The sequence below is a fragment of the Salinibacterium sp. M195 genome (genome assembly GCF_019443965.1).
Taxonomy (GTDB): Bacteria; Actinomycetota; Actinomycetes; order Actinomycetales; family Microbacteriaceae; genus Rhodoglobus.
This window is the reverse complement of sequence record NZ_CP040814.1, coordinates 2,138,771-2,150,879: the sequence shown is the minus strand read 5'-3', so window position 1 is coordinate 2,150,879 and position 12,109 is coordinate 2,138,771. Positions and strand designations below refer to the sequence as shown.

Here is a 12,109-nt window from a genome sequence, read left to right as displayed (position 1 = left end):
GGATCACGCGGTGAACCATACGCGCATTGGCGCGCCAGACGATTTAGCCCCGTTTGTGGGGTGCGTTCTTCTGCGCGGTAGAGTGGAGGCTTCCGCAATCAGGAGAAAGAGGCACCATGTTCTATTGGTTTATGAAGAATCTGGTCGCCGGCCCGATCCTGAAAACGGTCTTCAGGCCCTGGGTTTCCGGGTTAGAGAATCTTCCGCGCAAAGGCGGCGTAATTCTCGCCAGCAATCACCTGTCTTTTATTGACTCTGTTTTTCTGCCGCTCGTCATGGATCGTCGCATTTTCTTTCTTGCCAAGAGTGACTATTTCACCGGCAGAGGGCTCAAGGGATTCTTTTCTCGCGCGTTTTTCAACGGCACGGGAATGCTGCCCATCGACCGATCAGGTGGCAAGGCATCTGAGGCGTCGCTCAACACCGGGCTTGCGGTTCTCGCACGCGGTGAGGTGCTTGGAATTTACCCTGAGGGCACGAGAAGTCCCGATGGCAAGATGTACCGCGGCCGCACCGGGGTTGCTCGGATGATTCTTGAGGGGCACGTTCCTGTCGTTCCCGTCGCGATGATTGACACCGAAAAGGTCATGCCGATTGGCACGAAAATCCCCCGCATGGGCCGTATCGGTATCGTCTTCGGTGAGCCGCTCGACTTCAGCCGTTTTGAGGGTATGGAGGGCGACCGTTTCATCCTTCGTTCAATCACGGATGAAATCATGTATGAGCTCAACCGCATCAGTGGCCAGGAGTACGTCGACGTCTACGCGACCTCGGTCAAAGAACGCGCGACTCCGCCCCGTCGCTAGCAGTGACAGTGAGTGCTGTTTCGTGCCGGTAAGCTTGTCTAGGGTCACAAACCCACCCATTTTTCGTAGTGAATGTATAAAGGAATCTCCTCGTGGTCGACCCGTCAGAACCAGTCGTGCTCGCTGATCCAGCTGTGATTGCCGGTCTAGACAATTGGCGCACGCTCCCCATCAAGCAACAGCCGCAGTGGCCGGATGCTGACGCCGTTGGCGAAGCATCGAGCAAGATCGCGTCGCTGCCTCCGCTGGTATTCGCTGGTGAAGTTGACCGCTTGCGTGATCGCCTGGCGCGAGCTGCTCAGGGTGAGGCGTTCTTGTTGCAGGGTGGCGACTGTGCTGAGACTTTTGCTGGCGCTACAGCCCAGCAGATCAGCGATCGAGTCAAGACGATTCTGCAGATGGCTGTCGTTCTCACGTATGGCGCTTCTAAGCCCATCGTGAAGATGGGCCGCATGGCCGGCCAGTTTGCCAAGCCGCGTTCGAGCGATTTCGAAACCCGCGGTGATGTCACACTTCCGGCGTACCGTGGCGACATCGTCAACGGCTTCGATTTCACTCCAGAGTCGCGCACCGCTGATCCAGCACGTTTGGTTGAGGGTTACCACACAGCGGCATCCACGCTGAACCTTATTCGCGCGTTCACGCAGGGCGGCTTTGCCGATCTTCGCCAGGTTCATTCGTGGAACAAGGGATTCGCGGCTAACCCGGCGAACCGCCAGTACGAGAGCCTCGCTAAAGAAATCGACAAGGCGGTGCGCTTCATGGAGGCGGCCGGTGCCGACTTCGATGAGCTCAAGCGCACCGAGTTCTACTCGAGCCACGAAGGCTTGCTCATGGATTACGAGCGCCCCATGACGCGTATCGATTCGCGCACGGGCACGCCGTACAACACGAGCGCTCACTTCTTGTGGATTGGGGAGCGTACTCGCGACCTCGACGGCGCTCACATCGACTACTTCTCGCGTGTTCGGAACCCCCTCGGTGTGAAGCTTGGTCCGTCGACTACACCTGAGACGATGAAACAACTCATCGACAAGCTTGATCCCCATCGCGAGCCTGGTCGCCTGACTTTCATCACTCGCATGGGTGCTGGCAAGATCCGCGATGCGCTTCCGCCGCTGCTGGAAGCCATCAAAGAAATGGATGCTACGCCGCTATGGGTCTCTGACCCGATGCACGGCAACGGGCTTACTACGCCGACCGGCTACAAGACACGTCGTTTCGATGATGTTGTTGACGAGGTCAAGGGCTTCTTCGAGGCTCACAGCGCTGCGGGAACATACCCGGGCGGCATCCACATTGAGCTCACCGGCGACGACGTCACCGAGTGCTTGGGTGGGTCAGAGCAGATCGATGAGGCCACTCTCGCTACTCGTTACGAGTCTCTGTGTGACCCTCGTCTCAACCACATGCAGTCGCTTGAACTGGCGTTCCTTGTAGCCGAGGAGCTCCGCGCTTTCTAAGCTTCCGTGCTGATGCCCGCAAACATGTGCCTTCTCGGCACGTGGCTGCGGGCATTGTGCGTTGCGAAACCTGCGGTCAGCCTTGAAGGCCGTAGACGATTACTTCGGAGCCACGCTTAAGCATCTCGCCAGCGCCCGGATCCTGGTCAAGAACCTTTGCACCGACTAAGTCCCAGATATCCTGAGGCAAGTCTGTCTGCACGTTTACGACGAAGTCCAGACTTTCTAGCTCGGCGATCGCATCCGAGAGTCGATCGCCGATAAGGTCGGGTACCTGCACTAGGTCGGGCCCGCGGGAAATGACCAGACTAACGGTGTCGCCTTCTCGGAATATCCGGGAATTTCCGTCGCCATCGCGCTCACGGTCGATCGCGACCACAGTGCCCTCTTCGCAGTCGCTGAATATTTCAACGCCCTGTTCGGCGTTGAGTGAGACCCCGGCCAGGATTTGGGCTGCTTCGTCGGCCGTGGTGCACTCAACTGCGGGAAGGGCGCCAGCAGAAATGATCAGCTGAATATCTTGACGTTCACCGTAGGTCTCCGCACCGAGGAGCGAGGTCTGGTCTGCGCCCAAGGCATCGACCACGAGCCCGGCTGCGATCTCATCGTCGAACTGCCTAATTACGGGTTCGACGAGGGTGAATGGGGCTGCAGCGATAGCGTCGCGGGCTTCTTGTTCGGTCATGCCGGCGAAGGCGGGAACCGCGAGCGGTTGAGGACCCTTCGAGATCAACAACTGCACAGCGTCACCGTTCGGTACGGTCGCTCCCACTTTAGGTGTCGAGTTGGCGACCAGATCGACGGCAACGACGGGGTCGAAGGTTTCGCCGAGCTCGTCGCTAACGGTGAGCCCCAGATCTTCGAGAATGGCTCGCGCAGCTTCCGGCGTGACCCCCTGGATGCTCTCGGGGATAGTGACTTGTGATCCGGGACCAGAGCCGAAGTACCAGCCAGTCCCGGCTGCTCCACCGACCAACAGCACGATGAGCGCGAGAAGCCACCAGCCGCGTGATTTCCGTTTGGTAGCCCGCGTCGACAGTGTTGTCGTGTTTTCGGAAACTTGCGTCGGTGCCGGCGGCGCAACTTGCTGCAGTTCCGCACCAAAAACTTGAGTCTCGGCGGTAGACCCGAGAGATTCTGGGGCCGGCGCGCTAGGCAACACCATCGTGCGCTGAACCGCAGTGGATGCCGTTGGAGGGAGCGCCGTCATCAAGGAACTGTGAGTTTGGTATAGCTGATCGAGCAACACTCGAGCATCTCGCGGACGATCATCCGGTTCGCGGGCGGTTGCCCACAGAACGAGGTCATCTAGCTCTGCCGGTACTAAGCGGTTAGTGGAACTGGGGCTGGGAACAGCATCGTTGGCGTGCTGGTAGGCGATCTGCATTGGCTGCTCGCCCTTGAACGGCTGCTCACCGACCAACATTTCGTACATCATGATTCCGACGGCGTAGATGTCGCTGCGGGTGTCGGCAACGCCGCGGGTGACGAGTTCGGGGGAGAGATACGCGATCGTACCCAAGAGCGCCGCTCCGGTTGCGGTGTTGGCGCTGGCAGCACGAGCAAGTCCGAAGTCGCCGATTTTGATGCGTCCATCGTCAGCGAGGAGAACGTTTTCTGGCTTGAGGTCTCGGTGAACTATGCCAGCTTTATGGGCGGCAGCGAGGCCAGCAAGCACCGCTTCCATGATGTCGAGCGTTTGCTCGGTCGTGAGGATCCGGTGCTCAACCAGAAGATCACGCAGGGTAATGCCTGGCAAGTACTCCATGACGAGGTAGGCCATATCGCTGTCTTGGCCTTGATCGAAGACGTTAACGACATTGGGATGGGCCAGACGGGCGGATGACCGAGCTTCTTGTACGAAGCGTTCCTTGAACTTGCTGTCATCGGCGAGATGGCCGTGCATGATCTTGATGGCGACTTTGCGCTCTAATCGAAGGTCCGTTGCAAGGTAGACGGTTGCCATTCCGCCGCGGGCGATTCGCGAACGGATCTGATACCGACCGTCGAGGAGACGGCCGATCATCGGATCTGTCATGTTCGCATTCACTATGCGAGTCTAAAGTTTGCAGCGGGATGTGTGCCGCTAGACACGGCTAATCGGCGGGTTAGCCGAGATCTTGCAGCCACGATCGTGCCGAAGTCTCCCATTTTGCATAGGCGTCAGGGTAGGCAGATATCTGAACAGCCTGCGCTGCGCGGGTGAGATCCATGGCGTTCCAGCCTGAGATGTCGAGCAGTCCGCGCGTAGTGCCCTTGTTGGGGTTGCTTGGCCCGCCGTAAAAGAGACGCGCTGCGTGAGACGGTGTCGTGAGCTGGGAAACAGTTCCCCAGCCAGAGCTCGGTCGCTGCTGAAAGAGCCCGACGGAGTCGCGGTCGCCCCAGCTGAGATTACGCAGGGTCGATTCCTGCATTGCTGTAGCGAGCGCGATGGTAATTCCGTAGTCAGAAACTCCGAGCTCGCGGCCGACCTGCACGATGACCGTCGCATTTGTGCGCATTTCTGCGGTGAGATACGTCACGCTATCGCCGCTGCTCGCAGGCGTTGAACCGGACGAGGGAATGATGAGTTCATCGTCGATGTAGATGACGCTGGAGCTGCTGAGCCCGTTGGCATCGAGTATCGCTTGCGCGGAGATTCCGGCCCGGTGAGCGATGCCCGAAATCGTATCGCCGGATACCACCACATAGGTGCTGCCTGAAACAGGCGCCGGATCAGAGACTACGGGCTCAGGCGCTGGAGCCGCTACTTCGGGCTCTACAGCGGCATCCGCCTCGTTGGTTTCGTTCGGCGGGTCAGTTACCGCCTCGGCGCTGTCATGCTCTGCTTCCGAGGTGTCGGAGTCTCCGCTGTCAGCGGTGAAGTCGTAAGCCTGAGTTTCATCGGCGGGGGAGCTGAGGTTGCCGGGCACCACGATCGTTTGGCCCGGATAGATGATGCTCGACCAGCCAAGACCGTTTGCTGACATCACAGAAATTGTCGAAATTCCGAATTTGGCGGCGATTCCGCTTACGGTGTCGCCGGCAACAATTGTGTATTGGCCGTTAGTCGTTTTGGTATGGGTAACGCTCGGCAGCGGCGCGGTTGAGCCTTTGCTGAGGGTGAGGTTTTGGCCAGGAAAAATCATTGACGACCAGCTGAGGCCGTTGAGCGCGAGTACCGATGCGGTTGACAAACCGTAACGCGACGCGATGTCGCTTACAGTATCGCCCTCGGCGACGGTGTAGTTGGTGGGCGCGGGGCTAATGGCGGTAGTAGCCGCTTCACTCACGGCAACTTTGATCGCTGCGGAAGGTTTGCTTGCCCGTTCTGTCGACAGGCGTGGGTCGTCAGGCGTCTTGGCGTTAACGGGCTCGACGGGGCCAGTTAAGTTGAAGGTGACCGCGGCAAGCGACCCGACGAGGATCACGGGAACGGTGTTCATCAGGCTGCGGTTTACTCGTGCCCGTTGCTGCGAAAGCCGATGAGCGCGTTCAGCATCTGGTGCCGCTGACGTGGGAATAAGGCCCGCGAAAACTGCGTGGGCGACACTGCCGGTCTCGTCCATAGTGAAATTCTTCATAATATCTCCTGCTCCCGCCCCCGAGAAGGTGTGTGTGTGATCACCGAGACCACCGCTCCAAAGCTGTCACAGAAGGAGTTTAGTGTCAACCAATGTGGCTATTGTGGTCAATGTGACTGGCGTTACTTAAGCCGGGTCTTAATATTCTGTAGACGCGGGGCGAACTGTCAGGTTTTATGAGGTGGCCATGGCACTCTTAAGGGGTGACTGAATCACCCACCACTAACTGGCTCACCGTTCCTGACCTCACTGAGCGCCTCGGACTGAAAGTAAGTCAAGTCCGGCGTCTCATCGAAGAAGGCGCGTTGCTTGCGCGCAAAATCGACGGAATCTGGCAGGTGCCCGAGGTGTTTATTGTCGAAGGGGCTCCACTGCGGGAGCTCAGAGGCACCGTAGCTGTTCTCGGAGACGCTGGTTTTAGCTCCGACGAAGCACTGAACTGGTTGCTGAATAGCGAGCCAAGTCTCGGCGTGGCGCCAGTGGAAGCACTTCGTGCGGGACGAAAAGCAGAAGTGCGCCGAGTCGCGCAAGCGCTCGGCTTCTAACCATTTCTTGCAGCGCTACGAGGTGCGCGTCGTGGCGGCCTGGGCCAATTCAAGCAAGTGAGTTCGAGCACTAGGCGCGAGAACTGAATTGTCGATCGCCTCGCACGCCTTCTCGAGGTTGCGAGCAATGACTCTTTCGATCTGAGCGATCGCTCCGGAATCGTGCAGTGTGGAGCGAATCATATCGACCTGCTCCGCTGTGAGGTCTGGGTCTCCCAGCAATTCGTCCAAGATCGAATTTGCGCTAGCCGATAGCTTTTGGCGAGCGATCGCGATGATTGCGGTGCGTTTTCCTTCACGAAGATCATCCCCAGCAGGCTTGCCGGTGAGCTTAGGATCACCGAACACGCCCAAGATGTCGTCCCGAAGCTGGAACGCGATTCCCAACGGAAGCCCGAATGCGCGCAACGCCCCAATCTGCTCGTCAGTGCCGGCGCCTAAGCTCGCACCCAGTGCGAGTGGCGCTTCGACGCTGTACTTAGCGGATTTGTATATGAGGACTCGCTGCGCACGCTCTAAAGCGTCGGGTTCGGGATAACTTGCCCACGCGCTTTCATCATGGATGTCGAGAAACTGGCCGGCCATGACTTCGGTGCGCATCGTCATGAATTCGCGACGCGCTGCGAGCGCTGAAGGGCGGGGGAGTAGAGCGAGTCCGCGACCGAGGAGCTCGTCACTCCACCCCAGTAGCAAGTCGCCGAGCAGCAGTGCCGATGATTCCCCATATGCTCTCGCGCTGCCTGCCCAATCACCATCGAGGTGCATTTGCTCAAAGCGGCGATGGGCTGCGGGCGCACCGCGACGGGTATCCGACTGGTCCATGATGTCGTCGTGGACGAGTGCAGCGGCGTGGAAGAGTTCGAGAGCGGAAGCAGACATCAACACGCCAGGCAACTCACTTGACACTGACTCATCGTTGAAGAGGTCGTCGGCGGCAGGGATCCCCGCGACGGACTGCCATCCCCAATAGCAGAAGAGCGCGCGGAATCGTTTGCCTCCTGAGAGGAGGTTCTCACCGACGTCGGAGATAGCGGCGAGTTCTGGCGCAATCGCGACGAGTTCGGAGCGCTTCTCTGCAAGGAACTCATCGATTTTTTGCTGAACTAGGTCAACTAACTGGTTACTCTCAGGCACTCGTCTAGCCTAGCGACTGAATCGGGGCGTACTATGGAGACCTAGCCGTGAATCCCAAAGAGAGGGGAACGGAATGCCGCTTTCAGAGCAAGAGCAGCGGGCCCTCGATGAGATGGAGCGCAGCCTCTATCAAAACGATGCCGACTTCGTCAGTACTGTCAGTTCACGAAGGGGTAAGCCGAACTATCGAATGATGGTTGTCGGTGTCCTTGTCGGTGTAGCCGGAATCATTGCGCTACTTACTGGGGTCATTATCCAGCAGCCGCTCGTCGGGGTTCTTGGTTTTGTCGTGATGTTCGTTGGCGTGCTGCTTTTTGTTGCACCGCCGCGTCTGTCTGCCTCCGACGCAGAGACCCCGAGTTCACCAGCGTCGTCAGGTCGCGCCCCGAAGCGAGGTGCGTCATTTATGGACGCGATTAATGATCGTTGGGATCGACGCCAGGACGGGCGCGGATAACTCCCACTTCCTCCACTTTTAGGACCAGCCTTCGGGCTGGTCCTTTTTTTGTGCCCTAAACAGGGTTGATTCGAAGCATTGCGAGAAAATCACTCCACTTCGCTCCACCAAACAATCCCTTACGTTTACTGGGGTTTTTGGGACCTATCGGAAAATTTTGCTCCAAAACCTTAGATATGTGGTTGAAAGTGGAGTAAAGTGGAGCTTACCTGAATCCGGGCCGGAGAAAGAGGGGAGGCTGCTGTGTTTCTAGGCACCTATGCCCCCAAGCTCGACGAAAAGGGACGCATCATCCTGCCCGCGAAGTTCCGCGAAGAACTCGCATCGGGCGTCGTCGTCACTCGAGGTCAAGAGCGTTGCCTCTATGTCTTCAGCCAGCGTGAGTTCGAGGTCATGCACGAGACGATTCGCAAGGCGCCAGTCACCAGCAAGCAAGGCCGTGACTTCTTGAGGCTGTTTCTCTCTGGTGCAAATCAAGAAACTCCCGATAAGCAACACCGAGTCACGATCCCCGCTGGACTCCGCGAGTACGCCGGGCTCGGCCGCGACCTCACCGTCATCGGAGCGGGCAACCGCGCAGAGATCTGGGACACAGACGCCTGGAACAACTACTACGAGGCCAACGAGGCCGACTTCATCAACACCACCGAGGAGGTGATTCCGGGACTCTTCTAGCTCTTCGACGCTGACTCCCAGCCGAACGCCCTGATTTTCTTCCCCGATATCAGGTCGCATCGGATGGGGATCAGCATCTGAGAACTAGCCCCTATAAAAATGGCTGACAACACGATCCACACCCCAGTACTCCTTGAGCGCTCGATTGAACTGCTCGCGCCGGCGCTAGAGGCTCCTGGAGCCGTTCTCGTCGACGGAACTCTCGGAATGGCCGGACACGCTGAGGCCTTCCTGCAGAGGTTTCCGGACCTCATTTTGGTAGGAATCGATCGGGACGAGGATGCCCTCGCTATCGCTCGGCGCCGGCTTGAGCCTTTTGCGAGCCGCACGCACTTCGTCCACGCTGTCTACGACGAGATCCCGAAAGCCCTCGCTTCCTTGGGGTTCGCGAACGCCCAAGGAATTTTCTTCGATCTTGGAGTCTCGTCGCTCCAGCTTGACCGAGTCGAACGAGGTTTCTCGTACTCTCAAGACGCTCCGTTAGACATGCGGATGGACGCCTCGACGCCCGTCACCGCAGAACACATCCTCGCTACGTACAGCGAACTTGAACTTCGCCGCATCTTTTATGCCTATGGCGACGAGAAGCTCGCCCCACGTTTTGCAAGCCGCATCGTGCAGTTCCGCGAGAAGCAGCCATTGACCACTTCGGCCCAACTGGTCGAGTTGGTGATTGCCGCTACTCCCGCGGCGGCGCAACGGGCTGGGCATCCGGCCAAAAGGGTGTTTCAGGCTCTGCGCATTGAGGTCAACCAAGAACTTTCGGTGCTCGAGCGAGCCATCCCCGCCGCAATCAACTCATTGGAGGTCGGGGGACGGATGGTCGTCTTGGCCTACCAATCGCTCGAGGATCGCATTGTCAAGCGCGAACTCCAGCGTCGCTCACGCTCGACCGCCCCTGCCGGCCTCCCTGTGGAGCTGCCCGAGCACAAGCCAGAGCTCAAGCTCCTCGTCCGTGGCTCTGAACAAGCGAGCGAAGCGGAGCAACAAACTAACCCCCGCGCCAAGCCCGTCCGGCTGCGCGCGATTGAACGAATGCGAGTCATCTCATGAGCACGAATCTCGCTTATGCGCTTCCCCAGCCAGAGCAGAGCCCGGGCCAGCGCCCGTCGCACATCGAGATTGTCACGACTCGCGCGCAGCGCAAGGCTCGTCCGCGGGCACTCTATGCGGTAGTCACCGTAGCGAGTGTGTTTGTGATCTTGGCGGCTCAGCTCCTTTTGAGCATCGTTGTCACGCAGGGGGCGTACCAGATCGATTCGCTTCAGGATCAGCAGAAACTCCTCAACCGTGCAGAGCAGAATCTTCTTGAATCGCTGGCGCTTCAGTCGTCGTCTCAGAACCTGGCCACCCAAGCGGCGGGCTTCGGCATGATTCCCAACGCGACTCCATATTCGCTCAATGTGGCTGATGGCTCAGTCTTCCGCCTTCCGGGAAGTGCTGATCCCACCGGCTGTGGAGGTCAATGTGGACTCGTCGGCAACTCGCTCTTAGCCGGGATGCCGCTCGTGAGCGCCGAGGCTGCCGCCGCAGCAAAGGCCGCTGAAGGTGCCGCTCTCGCGAGCGCGTCGACGGCCGTCGCCTCGTCCGGTGCTGCGTCGAGTTCAGCAGAGGTCACCGCCGCGCCAGAGGTCGCCAATAACGCCATTCCTGCGCCTGTCACGCGATGATTGAGGTCATCGACTTAGGGGAGTACCGATGAAGCCACGCTCAACCCGTGCCAGAGTCGCCTTTGTCGTATTTACGATTCTTGCTTTGACCGCAGTCTTTATCGTTCGGTTGGTAGATCTCCAGGTTGTCCAAGCTGAAGCGCTGAACGCCGAAGCCGACACGAAGCGCACTCTTACTCAAATTGCTTATGGCACTCGAGGCGAGATCGTCGACACCAATGGTGCGATTCTGGCCGATAGCGTGGAGCGCTTCGATATTGTCGTCTCTCCGCGCGTCACGCTTCTGCGCGAAAATGCGTCCGTCGTCGTACTTGAAGATCTCACCAAGATCACTGCGATTATCGGGGGAGATCCGAACGCGCTGCTCACGATGATTCTGGACAATCCGGAGTCGGATTTTGAGTATCTTGCTCAGGGCATCACTCTCGAGCAATATCAGGCGGTCAGCGACCTGGATATCACTTGGCTGTACTACGAGCTTCGGCCAGAGCGTAGTTATCCGAACGGCGAGATCGCGGGAAACTTGATTGGTTTCATTGGCACGGACGGCCCTTTAGCTGGCCTTGAGCTTGGCGAAGATGAGTGTCTTGTCAGCCACGACGGTGAAGCGAGCTATGCGCGTGGTGAGGATGGCGTTGCGCTTCCTGGAAGTTCAGTCGATCTTTCAGAGCAGATCGATGGAGGCACTCTCAAGCTCACTGTCGATGCCGACCTACAGTTTTACGTGCAGCAACGCATGGAACAAGCGGCTGAGGCTCTCGGGGCGACGTGGGCGACAGCCGTGGTTATGCGCGTCAGCGACGGACATTTGCTCGCCGTGAGCGATTGGCCAACACTAGATCCGAACAATTTCCAAGACGCAGAAGCGGATGCACGCGGGTCACGAGCATTCGCCGTTCCCTATGAGCCGGGTTCGACAGTGAAGGCCCTGACGGCGGCGTCACTGATCGATGCCGGCGTCGCTAGTCAAACTACGCAGGTGGTTTCTCCCTATGCTCTTGAGCTAACAAACGGCGGCGGAGTGATTAGCGACTCGTTTTATCACGATGACCAGCGTCTCACCCTCGCGGGGGCTCTCGTCGAGTCCTCGAACACGGCGATCGCCCAGTACACCGATCTCCTTGATGCGGCCACGCGGCACGATTACCTAGAAAAGTTCGGGCTTGGCCAAGCTACCGCTGTCGACTTTCTGGGTGAATCTAGCGGGCGACTCTACGAAGCCAAGGACTGGGACGCACGGACGAACTATGCCGTTCAATTCGGTCAGGGTCTCAGCACCACATCGATTCAGATGGCGAGTGCCTATCAAACGCTCGGAAATGGCGGCGTTCGGATGCCCGCAACACTGGTAGAAGGTTGCTACGGCGCCGACGGAACCGTTACCGATACTCCCTCGACCGAAGGCATTCGGGTGGTCTCGGAACAGGCTGCAGAACAGACATTGCAGATGATGGAGATGGTTTATAGCTCAAGTGGTTCGGCGCCGAATCTTCAAATTCCTGGTTATCGTGTCGCGGTCAAGAGCGGAACTGCTCAGGTAGCCGATGACAGCGGATACGGTGGGAGCGTCGTTATCTCCTACGCCGGTGTCGCCCCGGCAGACAACCCGGAGTACGTGGTAATTGCGACTGCGGGGATCCCGGATAGCGTCTATTCTGGCCTTATCGCCTCGACGTTCCGGGATATTATGGCTCAAACGCTGACGACCTACCGCGTTACTCCGTCGAGTACGTCTGGACCGGATCTGCCGCTACGCTGGTGATTTTTCCCTGCGTTAATCAAACTTGGAGCACATC

The 12,109-nt window shown here is 58.5% G+C and carries 11 protein-coding genes; 8 read left to right on the top strand and 3 right to left on the bottom strand.

The features are described from left to right. The first annotated feature begins 116 nt into the window (after nt 1-116). Complete coding sequence (locus FFT87_RS10290; protein WP_219948637.1) at nt 117-806, top strand: 1-acyl-sn-glycerol-3-phosphate acyltransferase; 690 nt, start codon at nt 117-119, stop codon at nt 804-806. A gap of 92 nt (nt 807-898) precedes the next feature. Next, nucleotides 899-2,269 (top strand): class II 3-deoxy-7-phosphoheptulonate synthase, encoded by a 1,371-nt coding sequence (locus tag FFT87_RS10285; protein ID WP_255559436.1) that lies wholly within the window; start codon nt 899-901, stop codon nt 2,267-2,269. Nucleotides 2,270-2,345: 76 nt separating this feature from the next. Here the strand turns inward: FFT87_RS10285 and pknB are convergent, their stop codons facing one another. Both pknB and FFT87_RS10275 read right to left on the bottom strand, forming a co-directional pair. Next, entirely contained in the window at nt 2,346-4,319 is a 1,974-nt protein-coding gene (gene pknB, locus FFT87_RS10280) for a Stk1 family PASTA domain-containing Ser/Thr kinase (protein ID WP_219948636.1), read from the bottom strand. A 58-nt stretch (nt 4,320-4,377) separates the two neighbouring features. Next, nucleotides 4,378-5,832 (bottom strand): LysM peptidoglycan-binding domain-containing protein, encoded by a 1,455-nt coding sequence (locus FFT87_RS10275; protein WP_219948635.1) that lies wholly within the window; start codon nt 5,830-5,832, stop codon nt 4,378-4,380. Between the two features lie 203 nt (nt 5,833-6,035). Here FFT87_RS10275 and FFT87_RS10270 point away from each other — a divergent pair, with 203 nt between their 5' ends. Continuing rightward, entirely contained in the window at nt 6,036-6,377 is a 342-nt protein-coding gene (locus tag FFT87_RS10270) for an Rv2175c family DNA-binding protein (RefSeq protein WP_219948634.1), read from the top strand. A 15-nt stretch (nt 6,378-6,392) separates the two neighbouring features. On the opposite strand, the gene FFT87_RS10265 is transcribed toward FFT87_RS10270, so the two are convergent. Continuing rightward, nucleotides 6,393-7,511 carry a polyprenyl synthetase family protein gene (locus tag FFT87_RS10265; protein WP_219948633.1) on the bottom strand — a complete coding sequence of 373 codons (1,119 nt, stop codon included), beginning with the start codon at nt 7,509-7,511 and terminating at the stop codon, nt 6,393-6,395. A gap of 73 nt (nt 7,512-7,584) precedes the next feature. Between FFT87_RS10265 and FFT87_RS10260 the strand changes: the two genes are divergently transcribed. The 5 genes from FFT87_RS10260 to FFT87_RS10240 all read left to right on the top strand — a co-directional run bounded on the left by FFT87_RS10260 (nt 7,585) and on the right by FFT87_RS10240 (nt 12,075). Then, nucleotides 7,585-7,968: a DUF3040 domain-containing protein gene (locus tag FFT87_RS10260; protein WP_219948632.1), complete on the top strand. Its 384-nt coding sequence runs from the start codon at nt 7,585-7,587 to the stop codon at nt 7,966-7,968. A 243-nt stretch (nt 7,969-8,211) separates the two neighbouring features. Beyond that, nucleotides 8,212-8,643, top strand: coding sequence for a division/cell wall cluster transcriptional repressor MraZ (gene mraZ, locus FFT87_RS10255; protein WP_219948631.1), 432 nt, complete (start codon nt 8,212-8,214; stop codon nt 8,641-8,643). 99 nt (nt 8,644-8,742) lie between these two features. Beyond that, nucleotides 8,743-9,696 carry a 16S rRNA (cytosine(1402)-N(4))-methyltransferase RsmH gene (rsmH, locus tag FFT87_RS10250; protein WP_219948630.1) on the top strand — a complete coding sequence of 318 codons (954 nt, stop codon included), beginning with the start codon at nt 8,743-8,745 and terminating at the stop codon, nt 9,694-9,696. After that, nucleotides 9,693-10,313, top strand: coding sequence for a hypothetical protein (locus FFT87_RS10245; protein ID WP_219948629.1), 621 nt, complete (start codon nt 9,693-9,695; stop codon nt 10,311-10,313). Before rsmH ends, FFT87_RS10245 begins: the two co-directional genes overlap by 4 nt. A 28-nt stretch (nt 10,314-10,341) precedes the next feature. Next, nucleotides 10,342-12,075 carry a penicillin-binding protein 2 gene (locus tag FFT87_RS10240; RefSeq protein WP_219948628.1) on the top strand — a complete coding sequence of 578 codons (1,734 nt, stop codon included), beginning with the start codon at nt 10,342-10,344 and terminating at the stop codon, nt 12,073-12,075. Nucleotides 12,076-12,109 lie beyond the last annotated feature (34 nt).

Coding starts and splice junctions, on each gene's coding strand:
- FFT87_RS10290 (WP_219948637.1), top strand. CDS start 117: ATGTTCTATTGGTTTATGAAGAATCTGGTCGCCGGCCCGATCCTGAAA.
- FFT87_RS10275 (WP_219948635.1), bottom strand. CDS start 5,832: ATGAAGAATTTCACTATGGACGAGACCGGCAGTGTCGCCCACGCAGTT.
- FFT87_RS10260 (WP_219948632.1), top strand. CDS start 7,585: ATGCCGCTTTCAGAGCAAGAGCAGCGGGCCCTCGATGAGATGGAGCGC.
- rsmH (WP_219948630.1), top strand. CDS start 8,743: ATGGCTGACAACACGATCCACACCCCAGTACTCCTTGAGCGCTCGATT.
- FFT87_RS10245 (WP_219948629.1), top strand. CDS start 9,693: ATGAGCACGAATCTCGCTTATGCGCTTCCCCAGCCAGAGCAGAGCCCG.
- FFT87_RS10240 (WP_219948628.1), top strand. CDS start 10,342: ATGAAGCCACGCTCAACCCGTGCCAGAGTCGCCTTTGTCGTATTTACG.